Source organism: Streptococcus sp. SC1, assembly GCF_030272855.1.
In the GTDB taxonomy this organism is placed as follows: domain Bacteria; phylum Bacillota; class Bacilli; order Lactobacillales; family Streptococcaceae; genus Streptococcus.
The window spans coordinates 165636-183642 of the sequence record NZ_JAQCMU010000005.1 but is presented as its reverse complement, the minus strand read 5'-3'; the positions used below and the strand labels follow the sequence as shown (position 1 = coordinate 183642).

At 44.1% G+C, this 18007-nt stretch carries 18 protein-coding genes; 5 read left to right on the top strand and 13 right to left on the bottom strand.

Annotated features, from left to right (window positions below; genetic code table 11):
* Positions 1-55 precede the first annotated feature (55 nt).
* Together PAN94_RS08460 and rpoE are read right to left on the bottom strand one after the other, a co-directional pair.
* Complete coding sequence (locus tag PAN94_RS08460; protein ID WP_285875487.1) at positions 56-538, bottom strand: sigma-70 RNA polymerase sigma factor region 4 domain-containing protein; 483 nt, start codon at positions 536-538, stop codon at positions 56-58.
* Positions 539-726: 188 nt separating this feature from the next.
* Positions 727-1317 carry a DNA-directed RNA polymerase subunit delta gene (gene rpoE / locus PAN94_RS08455; RefSeq protein WP_187421714.1) on the bottom strand — a complete coding sequence of 197 codons (591 nt, stop codon included), beginning with the start codon at positions 1315-1317 and terminating at the stop codon, positions 727-729.
* A 260-nt stretch (positions 1318-1577) separates the two neighbouring features.
* On the opposite strand from rpoE, the gene PAN94_RS08450 reads away from it, so the two are divergent.
* A complete protein-coding gene (locus PAN94_RS08450) occupies positions 1578-2543 on the top strand; it encodes an aromatic acid exporter family protein (protein WP_285875486.1) in 966 nt (321 codons plus the stop codon).
* Between the two features lie 75 nt (positions 2544-2618).
* On the opposite strand, the gene kimA is transcribed toward PAN94_RS08450, so the two are convergent.
* The 7 genes from kimA to pnp all read right to left on the bottom strand — a co-directional run bounded on the left by kimA (position 2619) and on the right by pnp (position 10876).
* Entirely contained in the window at positions 2619-4466 is a 1848-nt protein-coding gene (kimA, locus tag PAN94_RS08445) for a potassium transporter KimA (RefSeq protein ID WP_285875485.1), read from the bottom strand.
* A gap of 289 nt (positions 4467-4755) precedes the next feature.
* Positions 4756-5148, bottom strand: a complete 393-nt coding sequence (locus PAN94_RS08440; protein ID WP_045497774.1) for a Mini-ribonuclease 3 — start codon at positions 5146-5148, stop codon at positions 4756-4758.
* Positions 5141-6484 carry a cysteine--tRNA ligase gene (gene cysS / locus PAN94_RS08435; RefSeq protein WP_285875484.1) on the bottom strand — a complete coding sequence of 448 codons (1344 nt, stop codon included), beginning with the start codon at positions 6482-6484 and terminating at the stop codon, positions 5141-5143. Before cysS ends, PAN94_RS08440 begins: the two co-directional genes overlap by 8 nt.
* Before the next feature lie 17 nt (positions 6485-6501).
* Complete coding sequence (locus PAN94_RS08430) at positions 6502-7023, bottom strand: dihydrofolate reductase family protein (RefSeq protein WP_285875483.1); 522 nt, start codon at positions 7021-7023, stop codon at positions 6502-6504.
* An 8-nt stretch (positions 7024-7031) separates the two neighbouring features.
* A complete protein-coding gene (locus PAN94_RS08425; RefSeq protein ID WP_285875482.1) occupies positions 7032-7796 on the bottom strand; it encodes a nucleoside phosphorylase in 765 nt (254 codons plus the stop codon).
* Between the two features lie 174 nt (positions 7797-7970).
* Positions 7971-8588, bottom strand: coding sequence for a serine O-acetyltransferase (gene cysE / locus PAN94_RS08420; protein ID WP_285875481.1), 618 nt, complete (start codon positions 8586-8588; stop codon positions 7971-7973).
* Between the two features lie 89 nt (positions 8589-8677).
* Positions 8678-10876 (bottom strand): polyribonucleotide nucleotidyltransferase, encoded by a 2199-nt coding sequence (gene pnp, locus PAN94_RS08415; protein ID WP_285875480.1) that lies wholly within the window; start codon positions 10874-10876, stop codon positions 8678-8680.
* A 436-nt stretch (positions 10877-11312) separates the two neighbouring features.
* Between pnp and pepF the strand changes: the two genes are divergently transcribed.
* Positions 11313-13109, top strand: coding sequence for an oligoendopeptidase F (pepF, locus tag PAN94_RS08410; RefSeq protein ID WP_285875479.1), 1797 nt, complete (start codon positions 11313-11315; stop codon positions 13107-13109).
* An 86-nt stretch (positions 13110-13195) separates the two neighbouring features.
* Here pepF and PAN94_RS08405 read toward each other — a convergent pair whose 3' ends face one another.
* Positions 13196-13540 carry a hypothetical protein gene (locus PAN94_RS08405; RefSeq protein ID WP_148887237.1) on the bottom strand — a complete coding sequence of 115 codons (345 nt, stop codon included), beginning with the start codon at positions 13538-13540 and terminating at the stop codon, positions 13196-13198.
* A 220-nt stretch (positions 13541-13760) separates the two neighbouring features.
* Here PAN94_RS08405 and PAN94_RS08400 point away from each other — a divergent pair, with 220 nt between their 5' ends.
* Positions 13761-14429, top strand: a complete 669-nt coding sequence (locus PAN94_RS08400) for an MIP/aquaporin family protein (protein ID WP_285875477.1) — start codon at positions 13761-13763, stop codon at positions 14427-14429.
* 89 nt (positions 14430-14518) lie between these two features.
* Here the strand turns inward: PAN94_RS08400 and trxA are convergent, their stop codons facing one another.
* Positions 14519-14833 (bottom strand): thioredoxin, encoded by a 315-nt coding sequence (trxA, locus tag PAN94_RS08395; protein ID WP_001029581.1) that lies wholly within the window; start codon positions 14831-14833, stop codon positions 14519-14521.
* 14 nt (positions 14834-14847) lie between these two features.
* Positions 14848-15069 carry a DUF4649 family protein gene (locus PAN94_RS08390; protein WP_045497807.1) on the bottom strand — a complete coding sequence of 74 codons (222 nt, stop codon included), beginning with the start codon at positions 15067-15069 and terminating at the stop codon, positions 14848-14850.
* Positions 15070-15305: 236 nt separating this feature from the next.
* Here PAN94_RS08390 and hslO point away from each other — a divergent pair, with 236 nt between their 5' ends.
* Together hslO and dusB are read left to right on the top strand one after the other, a co-directional pair.
* Positions 15306-16178, top strand: a complete 873-nt coding sequence (gene hslO, locus PAN94_RS08385) for an Hsp33 family molecular chaperone HslO (RefSeq protein WP_285875476.1) — start codon at positions 15306-15308, stop codon at positions 16176-16178.
* Entirely contained in the window at positions 16165-17142 is a 978-nt protein-coding gene (gene dusB, locus PAN94_RS08380; RefSeq protein ID WP_148887239.1) for a tRNA dihydrouridine synthase DusB, read from the top strand. The genes hslO and dusB overlap by 14 nt, the downstream gene beginning before the upstream one ends.
* A 55-nt stretch (positions 17143-17197) precedes the next feature.
* Here the strand turns inward: dusB and PAN94_RS08375 are convergent, their stop codons facing one another.
* Positions 17198-17959: a hypothetical protein gene (locus tag PAN94_RS08375; protein ID WP_125383459.1), complete on the bottom strand. Its 762-nt coding sequence runs from the start codon at positions 17957-17959 to the stop codon at positions 17198-17200.
* Positions 17960-18007 lie beyond the last annotated feature (48 nt).

Below are 18007 nucleotides of genomic sequence, written 5' to 3'. Positions count from 1 at the left end.
TGATAATCCAACATCAAAGGGGAAAGGTTACCTATACTCTCCTCTCCCTTATTCACTATATTACCGTGCTGCTAAAGTCTCTTAAATATTCCCCTAACTCTCGCAACAGTCTCTTACGTCCCTTAAACCGTTCGTCGCCTAGTAAGCGGTGGTATAACTCTAGTTGTTCTTTATCTAACTGAGAAGTGTAGGCTGCTAACGAACTTCGAAGAGCGACTAAATCATCTAAGCCTAGTTCGCGCTTACTCAGTCTATGACTAATGGTTCCAACTTCTTCATAAGACTGACGGTCAAATCGGCGTTTTTGGCTCTCTTGCTTGCGAAGAATGTCATGAATATGATTCCGAAATTTTGTCTTGAAGTAATGATAGAGGCGGCTTTCATCTTGACTGATATCTGGATGACTTTCTTCTAGCTGGTGATAAACCAGCATACCTTCTTGTTCCCAGTCACTACTCTCCCATAAATGTACATAATAATCCCGTGCACAGCGCCGGACAATCCACTGCACTTTCTCATAGCGTTCCTTGAAGTTCATGTTATCTCCTTTTTCTTTGATAATATGATTCTACAAGAAAAACTCTTCCCTCAGGCCTCCTATCCCTATCCTGTCTATTTTTTGCCCCAACTGGTTCCTAACGCAAATAATTCCGACATCTCAGGGATATTTTGGGACATGTTAGAACGCAAAAACAACTGCTTCAAAAAGCAGTTGTTTTCTGGATATCATTCTTCGTCTTCAACATCCTGATCATCGTCAGAATATTCATCGTCTTCTTCATTTAACTCAACTTCTTCGCCGAGATCATCTGGAGCTATTTCATTGATTTCAGCATCGTAGGCTTCAACCTCACTCTTTTCATCATCTGGATTGTCTTCATCGTATGAAAGAGCTGGATCCTCTTCATAAGAGTCCTCATCTTCAGGATCATCATCGCTGTAATCAATCGCATCTTCGTCGCCATCCATAAAGGCATTGACGCGTTTTTTCTTGCGTTTCTTAGGCTCGTCTTCCTCATCCGTTTCTTCCAAAGCGATGATTTCTTCATCGACTTCGTCAATGGCATACCAAGAACGAAGACCCCATTTATTGTCACCAAGTGGGATGAAGCTGCCATCTACATTCAGTTCTGTATAAAATAGAGGCAGTGCTTCTCGGATTTCTCCATTTGATTTTTCCAGATAATTTTGAATTTCATTAACCAGCTCATCGAAATACATTTCATGGTCACGCCCGCGCAATTCTAAGATGGCACGTGCTACCTCAATCATCGAAAGCTCACTTTTTTCTTGTCCTGCAAATACTTCTAATTCCAAAGTTATTCTCCTTAAGATTACACAGGCATTTAGCCAGGCATTTTTTCGCTACTTTCTATTGTACGATAAATTTGCCGTCTAGTCAAAAAAATTTCACCTAGGCTATCCGACTTTTCAAGTCCAGCTTTCTTACTATGTTTTTCAGCATCTATAGAACAGCATCTTCCTGTAATTTATAAACATTGACATATTTGTCCTCACAAGTCTTCGACTAATCATGTGATATAATAGATAAAACTTTATGAAATAGAAAGAAGCTTATGCCTCTCCTCCAACGTACCATTAAACTAGCTCTCGCAACATGTCTTGCTGCGGCTCTAGCTGCTTTTTTAGGTCTAAGCAATGCTATATCAGCCGGGATTATTGCTATTCTCAGCGTTTCCGACACCCGCAGAAGCACTATCAAACTAGCCCGTAACCGCCTCTTTTCTACTATTTTAGCACTAGCCATCGGGAACTTATCTTTCATCCTTCTAGGATTTAACCTTTGGAGCTTAGGGATTTATATCCTGCTCTACGTTCCCTTAGCTTATCTCTTTGGCTGGGAAATAGGCATCACCCCCAGCACAGTTTTGGTTACCCATCTGCTGCTAGCCCATTCTGTTTCTTGGTCTCTTTTGGCTAACGAAATGGCTGTCTTCCTCATCGGAACGGGATTCGCTCTCCTAGCTAATTTATATATGGCTTCAAACCAGCAAGATATTGACAACTATCATATTCAAGTTGAAGAGCAACTGAAGAAAATTCTACTGCGTTTTGAATATTTCTTAAAAGCTGGAGACGGTCGAAACGATGCAACTCTAATCAAGGAACTGGATACTATCCTTCAAGAAGCCTTAGCACTAGTCTATCTGGACCATTCCAACCATCTCTTTCATCAGACCAACTACCACATTCACTATTTTGAAATGCGGCAGGCGCAGAATCGCATTTTAGAAGACATGGCAGGTAACATCAACAACTGCCAATTGGCAGCTAGTGAGAGCTTGATTTTGGCCCGTCTTTTCTCCAAGACAGCCCAACAACTTAGTCAAGAAAATCCTGCTCACGAACTAGTTGAAGAAATCGAAACCTGCTTGGCTGTCTTTCGCGAACGCCCACTTCCTAAGACTCGGCAAGAATTTGAAACCCGCGCTACACTTCTGCAACTTTTACGAGACTTGGAGACTTTTATTAAGATCAAGGTAGAATTTTATCAAAATTACCAAAAGGTACAAGCAAGTTAGCTCTGCGCTATTTTTAATAAATAAAGGAGTTGAAAAATCTTCAACTCCTTTTTCTCATTCAGTAAAGGCATTCGCTCATTCTTTTAAGTGATAAGAATAACTTGCAACCACGACATCCTCATACCACTTCAGATAGTATTTTAATTTTAAACTCATCTGGTTATGCAGAATATTCTGCCATCTCTTTTTAGGTATGAACTGAGGTACTAGGACTGTCACTGTTCTTCCTTCTTTTTTGGCTCGCTTGGCCACTTTAATCACATACTGAACTGTCGGACTAATGATATTGCGGTAGCTAGTCGTGACTGTCTCAAAGCGAATATCTGGGAAGTAGTCAGCAAATTCCTCGGCGACTTCCGCATCTTTTTCAGCAGTCTCTGCTGTTGAAACGTGCATTGCCACAACTTCATCTCCGATGCTGCGAGCATAGCTCATCGCACCAACACTGACTCGGGTGACATTCCCGACTAGGACAATTACTGTATTACCAGTGTAGTTCTGACGCTCAATGTGGTCATGCAATCTCAACTGTTTAGCAACTCTATTATAATGCTGCTTGATAGATAAGAACAGCCAAGTCAAGACGATGATAATAGGAAAGAAAGGCCAAATATCTTGAAGACGGAACAAGAGCAAGATAAGGACAATCCCATAACAAATGATCGCACCAAGGATATTTGCAATCGAATGCTTCAAGAAATTATTTCCATATTTTTTCTTCCAATGGATAACCATACCGGTCTGGGAGAGAGCAAAGGGCACGAACACACCAATGGTGTACAGGGGAATCAAGCGTTCTGTATTTCCCTTAAAGATGAACAAAAGAGCAATGGCACCAAAAGCCAAAGTGAAAATGCCATTAGAATAGCTGAGCCGATCTCCTTTTTCCATGTACATATGAGGCATGTATTTATTCTTAGCCATATTGTAGGAAAGCATGGGAAAGGCTGAAAAGCCTGTATTGGCTGCCACTGCTAAGATTAAAGCAGTCGACAATTGGAAAACATAAAACAAGATACGACCAAAAGCAGAAGTTCCCAAAATCGCTTGCGCCATTTGAGCCAGAGTCGTTACACCTTTGACAGGCACGATGCCAATCCAATAATTCAAGAAGGTAATACCAGCAAACATGATTCCTAGGATTAAGGCCATAATCGATAGGGTGGCTGCGGCATTATGGGCTTTAGGCTTCTTGAAAAAGGGAACTGAATTGGAAATAGCTTCCACTCCTGTCAAGGAAGCAGAGCCGCTGGTGAAGGCACGAAGTAGCAAGATCAAACTGACTCCAGCAATCGAACTACCAATCCGCGCAGTTGCGTGATAGTCTAAATTTCCTGTCAGGATTTGCACAAAACCAAAACCAATCAACAATAAGGTGCTGACAATAAAAAGATAGACAGGAATCATCAAGGAAGTGGCCGATTCTTTTAATCCTCGGAGATTCATTAGCATCAACAAGAGAACTAAGAAAATGGAAATATGTAAATTGTAAGGGTGTAAGACGGGAATCGCAGAGGTAATTGCGTCCGCTCCAGAAGCGACCGAAACGGCTACTGTCAGCATGTAATCTACCAGTAAGCTTCCACCCGCAATCAAACCTGCCGTTGGAGATAGATTTTCTGTCGTCACCATATAAGCTCCTCCTCCTTGAGGATAAGCATGAATGACCTGACGATAGGAAATCGTTAAACTCGCTAATAGAATCAATACGACAATTCCTATGGGAAGCGACCACCAAATGGCACCAACAGAAACAGAAGTCAAGACTAAAACAACCTGCTCTGGTCCATAAGCAATCGAAGATAAAGCGTCACTGGAGAGCATGGCTAAAGCTTGCATCTTAGTCAATAAATGGCCATCTTCGCCCTCTTTTCCAGATTTTAATGGGCGTCCAATAAAAAAGCCTTTTAGCTTGGAAAACATAAGTTCCTCCTTTAAAAACATGAGCCATTCTACTCCTTTTCAGAAAACATGTCAATACTTTTCTGAAAATAAATTTCAATCTCCTACTTTTCATCCAATTATATATTTAAAGTTTTAAACTCAATCTTCTATAAAATTTTCCAGTTTTTCTGTAGACAACATGCTTGTTTATATAGGAGCATCAAAAAACGAGCTTTATGTAAAACTCGTCTTTGATATATAAATCTCTTAAATACTAGTGGTTGTTAGTAAAAGAATTCTATCTCAGAATAAATAAGATAGCAGCGAATCAGGACGAAGCCTCTATTTTCCGAATACACCAGTCAATCAGCTCTTCCAGTCGCTCAATGGCTTCGGTCATATGCAGGTAGCCCATGACTGCCTCAAAGCCGGTAGACATCCGGTAGGTGACGATGTCCGTATTCTTAGCCTTGGTGTGGCTGTTGGCATTGCGGCCGCGCTTGTAGATATCCTCTTCCTTCTCCGTCAGAATCCCTTCTTCCAGCATGAGAGAGATGAGATTAGCCTGAGCCTTGGCAGAAACGTACTTGGTCGCTTCCCTGTGCAGCTGATTTGGCTTGGTCAGCCCCTGAAAAATTAGGTGACGTCGGATATACATGGAGTAGACAGCATCTCCCTCAAAGGCGAGGGCAATGCCGTTAATCAGGTTGACATCAGTCACGTGTCCACCTCACTCCGTCCTTAGTATCCAAAAGCTTGATGCCCTGAGCAGCCAATTCATCCCGAATACGGTCCGCAGTCACAAAGTCTCGATTAGCACGCGCTGCTTGGCGTTCCTCAATCAAGCGCTCAATGTCCGCATCCAGGACTTCTTCTACAAAGACGATACCAAAAACTTCTAAGAGCTTGGCAAAGGCTTCCTTAACTTCAGCGGTGTAATTGCCAGAGTTGATCCACTTGGCTAGCTCGAAGACAACCGTGATACCGTTAGCAGCATTGAAATCTTCGTCCATAGCAGCGGTGAACTTGTCCAGAAAGACCCGAAGCTGAGCAGAGTCAGCCTGACCAGTGAAAGGCTGCTCATAGGTATTCTTCAAATACTTGAGATTGGTCGCTGCATCATGAACAGCCTTTTCTGTGAAATTAATGGGCTTGCGGTAATGCTGGGTAGCAAAGAAGAAACGCAGCACCTGACCATCAATGGTCTTGAGGGCATCGTGGACAGTGATAAAATTGCCTAGAGATTTGGACATCTTGACGTCGTCGATGTTGACAAAGCCATTGTGCATCCAGTAGTTGGCAAAAGTCTGGCCAGTCTTGGCCTCTGATTGGGCGATTTCATTGGTATGGTGAGGAAACTCAAGGTCGGCACCACCACCGTGGATATCAATGGTATCGCCCAAAATCTCTGTCGACATGACCGAACACTCGATATGCCAACCCGGACGACCAGGTCCCCAAGGACTATCCCAAGAAATCTCACCTGGTTTAGCAGCTTTCCAAAGGGCAAAGTCTACAGGATTTTCCTTGCGAGCCGTTTCTTCATCGGTACGACCTGAAGCACCCAGCTCCAAATCTTCCAAGGTTTTATTGGCCAACTTGGCATAGTTGTGGGATTTTTCCACGCGGAAGTAAACATCCCCTTGACTCTCATAGGCAAAGCCTTTCTCAATCAAGTCTTCCACAAAACGAATGATGTCAGCCATAAACTCTACTACACGCGGATGGCGAGTTGCAGGTTTCACGCCCAAGGCCGTCACATCCTCACGAAAGGCAGCGATGTACTTGTCCGCAACCTCCTGAGGCGTGATGCCTTCTTCCTTGGCGCGATGGATAATCTTATCATCTACATCTGTAAAATTGGAAATATAATTGACCTCAAATCCCCGATACTCAAAATAGCGACGAACTGTGTCAAAAGCTACTGTTGAGCGGGCATTGCCGACATGGATATAGTTATAAACCGTCGGACCGCAGACATACATGCGAACCTTGCACTCTTCAATGGGCACAAATTCACGTAGGCTGCGGGTCATGGTGTCGTAAATTTTAATCATGCGGTCCACTCCCTTCTCTATTTCTGACTTTTTCGGCTGAAAACCAGCTCTGCAAAAGGGCCAAATTGTCTGAGGCTATCCAGTTGGTAAAAGCGCTGCCCTTCCTCTTGGGTAAAGAGGGGAACCCCCTTTCCTAGGATAAGGGGCGCTATCTGAATAATGAGGTGGTTGAAAAGATCCGCATCCAAGAGCGGTCCTACCAAGGAATTACCACCAATCACAAAGACATTTTTGCCTTTGTCAATCTGGCGAACAAAGTCCACCACATCCCCAGCTACTGGCTGGTAATTGCTGACAGGCAGGTGCCTATCATGCGTAAAGACATAGTTTTCCGTAGCTTGATAAAAACTTTCTACATCTTGCAAATCTTGGATTTCCTCAAAGGTCCGCTTGCCCATGATGGTGATATCCATTTGCCTGTAAAAGTCATCATAGCCTGTATCCTCTACAGAACTAAGCTGATGCAGCCAGTCTATCCTGTGCTGGCTGTCTGCCAAGTAGCCATCCATGGTGATACAGCCGTAAAAATATACTGCCATTCTTGTAGTTACCTTTCTAGTTCCTTTGCTATTGTCAAAGCGATAGTGAAAAAAGTCATGGCATCAGCTGTCCGCTCTTCATGGCGGGCATCCCAGATTCGGTTATGATGATCCACATAGTCAGCTGTGTAGAAGAACTGATAGACCTTGGTCTTGCGAAATTGACTCCAAGCCATGATAGCCGAAGCTTCCATGTCGACCACTTTGGCACCAGCAGCCAAGCGACGCTTGACTTTCTCAGGCGTTTCCCGATAAAAGGCATCAGTCGTCCAAGACTTGGTGCGGATATGCTCAATATCGTGCTTGTCAAAGATGAATTCCAGCTTAATCAACAAGGATTCATCATAGGAGATTTCGTCACCCGGTGGGGCATAGTGATAGCTAGTCCCTTCATCTCGCAATGCAGCTGCAGGCAGGATAATCTTGTCCGCCTCAATTGAGCGGTCCAAAACACCACAGGAACCTAGAATGATGAAATTCTTGAAGCCTCTAGCCGCTAATTCCTCCAGTTGGCCAATCACTGATGGAGCTCCAATAAGTGCCGTCATAACCGCAACTTGATTTCCATCACATTTATATACATACCATGGAAATTGTCCGTTAAGATTTTTTAAATAGCCTCCTTGATAGGCATCTTCTGACTCAATCAAACGTTGTAGAATTTCTCCGTTAAAGGACAGGATGATAGTTTCACAAATCTCACCCTTGTCCATCATCTGCCTATCTGTCGGTTCAATAACTCCAGCTACATCTTCAAATTCTTCTAATAGCATAGCTCCTCTTTCTTTAAGCCTTCAGCAAATCCACCTTCATCTTTTCTATACGGCGCAGCTTGGTCTCATATTTTCAGCTTCACTTATAGTGGGCCTATTGGGTTACAGTTTGCTAAAACACTCCTTGACAAGACCTCCGTAAGATGTCTTGTTACTGTTCAAAACAAGTCTTTCTTAGAGCTCCGACGAATGGTGGCTGGCTTCGCGGGCATGCTCCAGCTTGTCTAGATAGTATTCCCGTTTCTCCTCTACCTCGTGGATGGTTGGCTCATCTTTCCGACCATGAACACGCACGATCTTAGCCGGAATTCCAACTACGGTCACATCACTAGGCACATCCGCCACGACAACTGCCCCCGCTCCAACTTTAGCATTTTCGCCAATTTCCACTGGCCCAATAACTTGAGCATGAGCAGAGATGAGCGCTCCTCGACGGACAGTTGGGTGGCGTTTCCCAGTATCCTTACCAGTCCCTCCTAGGGTCACCCCATGATACAAGAGCACTCCCTTTTCAACGATTGCCGTTTCACCGATAACCAGCCCGCCACCATGGTCAATGAAGACCCCAGACTCAATCTGAGCACCTGGATGAATCTCAATCTGAGTCCAAAAACGCCAAAATTGGCTGTGCATGCGTGCCAGTAGCTTAAAGCCTCTCTTCCAGAGGAAATGAGAAAGACGGTGGGCTGCCAAGGCCTTGACACCTGGATAAGTCAGGATGACCTCCAGCGAAGTACGAGCAGCTGGATCATTTTCTTTTACAATCTCAATGGCTTCTTTCCACCAGCCCATCTTCTTCTCCTTTCATTAGGTAAAATAAGGGAGCAGGCCCTACACAAAGAAATTTGTAAGGTAATCGAGCCTGATCACTCCCTTTTTCATTATTCTTCCGATTTAGTTCTAGGGGCCTCTTCATGTTTCTTATGAAAATGCCCTTTTTCCTGATGTTTATCGTGATCTCTCTTTGGCTTGTCTGGCTTAGGCGGACGTGGCAAGAGAGCTTTCATAGACGCATCTACACGGCCTTTTTCATCAATTTTAATGACCTTAACATCGACAAAATCACCAATTTGTACCAAGTCTTCGACATTGTTGGTTCGAGTCCAAGCCATTTCAGAAATGTGAACGAGGGCATCGGTCTTGTCAAAGAGATTGACAAAGGCACCGAATTTCTCGATCCGAACAACCTTGGCATGATAAACTTCATCCACTTTAGCTTCACGAACCAAACCAGCAATGATTTCCTTGGCACGGTTAATGGCCGCTTGGTCACTAGAGTAGATAGATACATTGCCCTCTTCATCAATGTCAATTTTAACACCAGTCTCAGCGATAATCTTGTCAATGGTTTCTCCGCCTTTACCGATGACAATTTTAATCTTGTCCACATCAATCTTGATGGTATCAATTTTCGGAGCAGTTGGAGCCAACTCAGGACGTGGAGCCGGAATAGTCGCTTCAATCAAGTCCAAAATTTCAAAGCGGGCTCTCTTAGCCTGAGCCAGAGCTTCTGTCAGGATTTCCGCTGTAATTCCTTCAATCTTGATATCCATCTGCAGGGCTGTAATCCCTTCGCGAGTACCAGCTACCTTAAAGTCCATATCGCCAAAGTGGTCTTCCAAACCTTGAATATCCGTCAGAACTGTGTAGTTGCTGCCATCTGAAATCAAGCCCATAGCAATACCAGCAACCGGCGCCTTGATTGGTACACCACCGGCCATCAGAGCCAAAGTACCCGCACAGATAGAGGCTTGGGAGGAAGAACCGTTTGACTCCAAGACTTCTGCCACCAGGCGGATAGCGTAAGGAAACTCTTCCAAGCTAGGTAAAACTTGCTCCAAGGCACGTTCCCCAAGAGCACCGTGTCCAATTTCACGACGGCCAGGAGCCCCATAACGGCCTGTCTCACCGACAGAGTATTGCGGGAAATTATAGTGGTGCATGAAGCGTTTCTTGTATTCTGGATCCAAACCGTCCACGATTTGCGTTTCGCCCATTGGTGCCAGAGTCAGAACAGACAAGGCTTGGGTTTGCCCGCGAGTAAAGAGACCAGATCCATGCACGCGCGGCAGGTAATCCACTTCCGCATCTAGCGGACGGATTTCATCGACCTTACGGCCATCAGGACGGACCTTATCTTCTGTAATCAAACGACGCACTTCTGCATGCTCCATTTGTTCCAAGATTTCAGCCACATCACGCATGATACGGTCGAATTCTTCGTGGTCTGCATATTTTTCTTCGTAGACTGCTGTGACTTGGTCTTTGACAGCCTGAGTTGCAGCTTCGCGAGCCAATTTTTCTTCTACTTGAACCGCTTTTTGGAGGTCGCTATTGTAGGCTGCAATGATTTCAGCCTGCAATTCCGCATCTACATGCAGTAATTCTACTTCTGCTTTTTCCTTGCCGACTGCTGCGACAATTTCTTCCTGGAAGGCAATTAATTCTTTGACCGCTTCGTGCCCTTTGAGAAGAGCTTCCAGCATGACATCTTCAGACAGTTCCTTGGCTCCAGACTCTACCATGTTGATAGCCTCTTTGGTACCAGCCACGGTCAGTTCCAAAAGCGAAACTTCTTTTTGTTCCTTGCTAGGATTGATGATGAATTCACCATCTACATAGCCGACCTGAACTCCTGCGATAGGGCCATTAAAAGGAATATCTGAGATAGAAAGAGCCAGAGAGCTACCAAACATAGCAGCCATTTGAGGCGAAGCATCTTCGTCATAAGAAAGAACAGTATTGATAACCTGAACTTCATTGCGGAAGCCTTCCGCAAACATAGGACGAATCGGACGGTCAATCAAGCGGGCAGTCAAAGTCGCATCTGTTGATGGACGGCCTTCACGTTTGTTAAAGCCACCAGGATATTTCCCAGCTGCATACATTTTTTCCTCATAATTGACCTGCAATGGGAAAAAGTCACCAGTAGCCATCTTTTGGGACATGGTCGCCGCAGTTAAAACAGTGCTTTCTCCATATCGAACAACGGCGCTGCCATTTGCCTGCTTTGCAACCTGACCGGTTTCAACTACCAGCTCACGACCTGCAAAAACGGTTTTAAAAACTTGTTTTGTCATAAAGACTCCTTGCCGAGCACATGCTCAAATTTTTTCATACGCCTTGGCTACAAAGATCAAGATATTAAGACCGTCAAAAGCAATGTAAACATAGGAAAGCGAACGACGGAGCGACTGCTCCTAGATAGATTTATCTTTTTTTACAAAAAGCCTAGGGCGTGTTCAGTTAGCACTGTGACTTTAATATCATAGTCTTAGTAGCTTATTATATCCTCATCTTTGTATCAAGCACGTACAGACCCTATTTTACCACAATTTCAGCCAAAAGAAAAAGGATGGAAATGGCTTTTTTTCTATAAAAGTGTCGAAAATATATTTTTCTTTTTTATAAGCAGACAGCTAAAAGCGGATTTTCCTGATTCTTTCCTAAAAACAAGGCATTCTGAAGGAATTTTTGCTATACTGAATATAGTTATTTAATCAAAAGGAGTAAACTATGGAACAAAAACATCGTTCTGAATTTCCAGAAAATGAACTCTGGGACCTAACGGCCCTTTACCAAGACCAAGAGGACTTCCTGCGGGCCATCGAAAAGGCCAGAGAGGACATCCAGAAATTCGTCCGGGATTACCAAGGCAAGCTTAGCACTTTCGAAGATTTTGAGCGGGCATTTGCTGAGTTAGAGCAGATTTATATCCAAATCAGCCACATCGGCAACTACGGTTTTATGCCACAGACCACTGACTTTGGTGACGAGAGCTTTGCGCAGATTGCCCAAGCAGCTATGGAGTTTGAGACTGAGGCCAATGTCGCACTCAGCTTCTTTGACGACGCCCTGGTCGGTGCAGATGAAGCTGTCTTGGAGAAACTAGACCAAGAACCCCATTTGACTTCAGCTATCCGCCAGGCTAAAATCAAAAAAGCCCACTATCTGGGAGCAGATGTCGAAAAAGCCTTGACCAATCTAGGCGAAGTCTTCTACAGTCCACAGGATATTTACACCAAGATGCGGGCCGGCGACTTTGCCATGGCTGACTTTGAAGTAGATGGCAAAGTTTACAAAAACAGCTTTGTCACCTATGAGAATTTCTATCAAAACCATGAAAATGCAGAAATCCGCGAAAAAGCTTTCCGCTCTTTCTCAGAAGGACTTCGTCAGCATCAAAACGCTGCTGCAGCTGCCTATCTGGCTCAAGTCAAGTCTGAAAAATTACTGGCTGACATGAAGGGCTATGACTCTGTCTTTGACTACTTACTAGCTGAGCAAGAAGTTGATCGCTCTATGTTTGACCGGCAGATTGACTTGATTATGAGCGAATTTGCTCCAGTAGCTCAGAAATACCTCAAGCATGTAGCTAAGGTCAACGGACTTGAAAAAATGACCTTTGCCGACTGGAAGCTGGACTTGGACAGCGAGCTCAATCCTGAAGTCAGCATTGACGATGCCTATGACCTCGTCATGAAGTCAGTCGAGCCACTTGGACAAGAGTATTGTCAAGAAGTTGCCCGCTATAAGGAAGAACGCTGGGTCGACTTTGCGGCCAATGCTGGAAAGGATTCTGGCGGCTATGCTGCGGATCCTTATCGGGTTCACCCTTATGTCCTCATGAGCTGGACTGGACGTATGAGTGATGTCTATACTCTGATTCACGAGATTGGCCACTCTGGTCAGTTTATCTTCTCTGACAATCACCAAAGCTACTTCAACGCCCACATGTCCACCTACTATGTGGAAGCACCGTCTACCTTTAACGAGCTCCTGCTCAGTGACTATCTGGAACGCCAGTTTGATAACCCACGCCAGAAACGCTTTGCCCTGGCTCACCGTCTGACGGATACTTACTTCCACAACTTCATTACTCACTTGCTGGAAGCTGCCTTCCAACGCAAGGTCTATACTTTGATTGAAGAAGGCGGAACCTTCGGCGCAAGCAAACTCAACGCTATCATGAAAGATGTCTTGACGGACTTCTGGGGCGATGCCGTTGAGATTGACGATGATGCTGCCCTGACTTGGATGCGCCAAGCCCACTACTACATGGGACTGTACAGCTACACTTACTCCGCAGGCTTGGTCATCTCTACCGCCGGCTACCTACATTTGAAAAATGACGAAAATGGTGCCCGTGACTGGCTGGAGCTGCTCAAATCTGGCGGCAGCAAAACGCCGCTTGAGTCAGCTATGATTATCGGAGCAGATATTTCGACGGATAAACCACTCCGCGACACCATTCAGTTCTTGTCAGACACAGTTGATCAGATTATTGCTTACAGCGAGGAGTTGGGGGAGTAAAAAAACAGACTGAGACATTTTTGTCTCAGTCTGTTTTTACATAATTCAATAAATCTGTCCCTAAAATGAAATTTGAAGCCAAATTTTTAAAAAAGTTTAAAGAAATATAGATAAACCAAAATATAGATTGTAAAACAGACGCTAAATATAAGCCACCTTATCCAGAACTGTGACTTGCTATAATTTTTAGCACGTAGGAGGCCAATAAAGAACCAGATAAGCCCCCAAAAAAACATTCCCAGCAGTTGAGGAGCATAGTAAGAAATCAAAACTAAACTAAAAAGGACTAAACTGAGTACGAGCATGATACTTTTTTCTGTTATCTGCGACCTAGGAATCATCCAGCCCACAAAGAAACAGAAAATCGGCACCGCAATAAACGGAGTAAAAACCATCAAAATAAAGCCAAACTGCGATAATGACTCAAGCATAAACAGCGCCCTTTCTATACCTTGTAATTTACCTTCTTCCTATTATAACCTAAAAACTATATTTTCCAACAAAAAAACTGAGAGTCAGGCTATTTCCTCTATTATCACCTATAATAACCAAGTATATTCCAACCAAAATGTGTGTTCAGAGCACTTTTCTTGAATCCACCTGTCTGTTTTGATAGACTAATACATAGATTTTTTAAAAAGGAGATAGAAAATGAAAAAATTTGTCGCTGAATTAATCGGTACTTTCATGCTTGTGTTCATCGGAACAGGAGCTGTTGTTTTTGGAAATGGTGTTAAAGGTCTTGGACACCTTGGAATTGCTTTGGCATTTGGTTTGGCAATCGTGGTAGCAGCTTTCTCAATCGGAACTGTTTCAGGTGCTCACTTGAACCCAGCTGTTTCAATCGCTATGTTTGTAAACAAACGCTTGTCATCGAAAGACCTTGTCAACTACATCCTTGGACAAGTGGTTGGAGCTTTCCTTGCATCAGGTGCAGTCTTCTTCCTCTTGGCAAACTCAGGCATGTCAACTGCTAGTCTTGGTGAAAATGCCTTGGCAAGTGGTGTAACTGTCTTTGGTGGTTTCCTGTTTGAAGTCATCGCAACTTTCTTGTTTGTTTTGGTGATCATGACCGTGACTTCAGAAAGCAAGGGAAATGGTGCGATTGCTGGTTTGGTGATTGGTTTGTCCTTGACAGCTATGATCCTTGTGGGATTGAACATCACTGGACTTTCAGTGAATCCAGCTCGTAGCTTAGCGCCTGCTGTATTGGTAGGTGGCGCGGCCCTTCAACAAGTTTGGATTTTCATCCTTGCTCCAATCGTTGGTGGTGTTCTTGCAGCTCTTGTTGCTAAAAACTGCCTTGGCACAGAAGAATAAGAAACGAAAAAGAGTCCTGTCCTCAATTTGAGGAACAGGGCTTTTTCTATGCAAAAACACTCCCCGTTTCGAATGGGAGTGCTTTACTTTTAGCTCAATTCAGCAACGATGGCCTTGATTTGTTCTGCTGTGTGAACACCAGCGACTTGCTTGACCACTTGACCGTCTTTTTTGAAGAGAAGGGTTGGGATAGACATGATTCCAAAGGCACGAGCTGTGTTTGGATTTTCATCAACATCCATTTTGACGATTTTCAAGACATCTTCTGAAAGCTCTTCAGACAATTTATCCAAGATTGGACCTTGCATACGACATGGGCCACACCAAGTTGCCCAGAAATCTACCAAGACCAAACCGTCTTTTGTTTCCTGTTCAAATGTTGCATCTGTAATTGCTTTTGCCATTGTAGTTCTCCTTTTTACTTATATTGGCTCAAATCCTGTTTCATCAGGAAAAAGTAAACATCTCCATAAGTCCCATGGTAGTCCAAATCATGACCATTATAAACTAACTTTTTAACTGGATGATAATCCGCCACCCCGATCAGGCAGGCTTGCTGTGATAGTTCAAACTCCTCATAAGACTCGAAAGTTATCTTCCGTTCTGACTTAGCTGCATCTAGATAGGTAATTTCAATCATATGCTCTCCTTTTTGATTCCATTCGTAATTTATGATTCAATTGTAACCAAATTTGTTACATTTGTCAAATCAAACGCATCCGCTACTGCTAGATCGTAAAAGGATGCCTTTGAATCCTGATTGATCAATCTTCTCCTTTTGTTTAACTTGATTCTAGAACAATGTAAAGAAGAAATCTTTGACAAAACAAGCACAAAGGCTACGTTTGTTTTTATTTTTATGTTAAAATAAAAGGTATGGACAAAATTATTAAAACTATCTCAGAAAATGGTTCTTTCCGTGCTTATGTGCTGGATAGCACAGAGACGGTTCGGACCGCTCAAGAAAAACATCAAACTCAAGCAAGCTCTACCGTTGCACTTGGTCGCACACTGATTGCCAGCCAGATTTTGGCGGCTAATGAAAAGGGCCAGACCAAGATCACCGTCAAGGTTCTCGGGACCAGCTCGCTAGGCGCCATCATCACCGTGGCAGATACCGAGGGCAATGTCAAGGGCTATGTGCAAAATCCCGGTGTCGATATTAAAAAGACAGCTACTGGCGAAGTTCTGGTTGGTCCCTTTGTCGGCTCTGGTCAATTTTTGGTTATCACGGACTACGGTACTGGCAATCCCTACAATTCTATGACACCACTCATTTCTGGTGAAATCGGCGAAGACCTGGCCTTCTATCTGACTGAAAGCCAGCAGACTCCTTCTGCCGTTGGCCTCAATGTTCTCTTGGATGAGCATGATAAAGTTAAGGTTGCTGGTGGTTTCTTGGTACAAGTTCTGCCTGGTGCCAAAGAAGCTGATATTACTCGCTTCGAGAAGCGGATCCAAGAAATGCCTGCTATCTCTAAGCTGTTAGAATCCGATGATCACATTGAAGCTCTGCTGGCTGCCATCTATGGAGATGAGCCCTACAAACGCCTGTCTGAAGAAGAAATTCGCTTCCAGTGCGACTGCAGCAAAGAGCGCTTCATGAATGCCTTGGCTACCCTGCCAAAGGCTGACTTAGAAGAGATGCGTGACCAAGACCACGGGGCTGAAATCATCTGTCAATTCTGCCAGACAGCCTACCACTTTGACCAAAATGACTTGGAGGAACTGATTCGTGACAAATCTTAATACCCCTTTTATGATTGGAAATGTCGAAATTCCCAACCGTACGGTTCTGGCGCCTATGGCTGGCGTAACCAACTCTGCTTTCCGAACCATTGCCAAAGAGCTAGGAGCAGGCCTGGTCGTGATGGAAATGGTCTCTGACAAGGGCATCCAGTACAACAACGAAAAAACCCTTCACATGCTTCACATCGATGAAGGCGAAAATCCCGTTTCTATCCAGCTTTTCGGTAGTGACGAAGACAGCCTGGCCCGCGCAGCGGAATTTATCCAAGAAAATACCAAGACAGATATCGTCGATATCAACATGGGCTGCCCTGTTAACAAAATCGTCAAAAACGAAGCTGGCGCTATGTGGCTCAAGGATCCTGAGAAAATCTATAAAATTATCAACAAGGTTCAGTCCGTTTTGGATATCCCTCTGACAGTCAAGATGCGGACAGGTTGGTCCGACAGCTCACTGGCTGTAGAAAATGCTCTGGCAGCCGAAGCGGCTGGTGTTTCAGCTTTAGCCATGCACGGTCGCACCCGTGAGCAAATGTATACAGGTCACGCAGACCTCGAGACCTTGCACGACGTAGCCCAAGCCCTGACCAAGATTCCTTTCATCGCTAACGGTGATATCCGCAGCGTGCAAGAAGCCAAACAACGTATCGAAGAGGTTGGTGCTGACGCTGTCATGATTGGCCGTGCAGCTATGGGAAATCCCTACCTCTTCAACCAAATCAATCACTATTTTGAAACAGGCGAAATCCTGCCAGACTTGACCTTTGAAGATAAGATGAAGATTGCTTATGAACATCTCAAACGCTTGATTAACCTCAAAGGAGAAAACGTAGCCGTTCGTGAATTCCGCGGACTCGCTCCTCACTACCTTCGTGGAACATCTGGTGCAGCTAAACTTCGCGGTGCCATTTCACAGGCCAGCACATTGGCAGAGATTGAAGAACTCTTGCAACTCCAAGATTAAAGAAATAAAAAAAGGAAGCATCTACAAAGGTGCCTCCTTTTTTATTTCTTTTTTCTTATTTGATCAATTGAACACTAGCTACTTTACCATCAGCGCCAGTAGTGATTTGGATGCCCAATTTAGGAGCAGATGACTCAGCAGAACCCAGCTGAGCTGTATAGCGACCATCATCCAAAGTATAGGCATATGAAGCAACATGGTAAGTATTGACAGTTCCATTCGCTGACTTGACGCTAAATTGTCCGCCTGCTGAAACAGTCACTGTACTACCTCCTGCATCTGTCCAACTACCAGCAGCTGCAGAGAAATCTCCATCCACCATATTCAAAACGCCTTTATAGCGAGCATTTGTTTCTGCCTGCTTGTTTTGAAGCTGACGATCAGTTGCTGGATTTTGAGCTGGTTGACTCGGTTGGGCTGGCTGAGTTGCTTGATTTGGTTTAGTTGGTTGAGTCGGCGTAGCTTGTTGACTAGGAGCTTGTTGAGATTGGCTTGGTTGAGCCCGTGTATTTTGTTGAGCTTGAACTTGCTGATCCACTCCTTGTTGAGTTTGATTTTGTGAAGGTTGAACGGATTCCACGGCTTTCTGTACTTGTTCTGCTTGTCCTACTGTTTTGTTTGAAGAAGCATTGCTGCTGGCTTTTGGAGCGCTGCTAGCTTTGCTAGATGAAGTAACTTTAGAGCTAGAAGAAGTTTGTACTGTCTTATTAGCACTTGCGCTAGTCTTGGTTTCTTCTTTGTGACCACAAGCCCCTAAAAGTAAGCTAGAAGCTAGAACAGTAGCAGCCATCAATTTTGTATAAGTCTTAGTTTTCATTTTTTCTTCTCCTTTGTAACATTCGGAAATCTTTTTGTAATATTATTG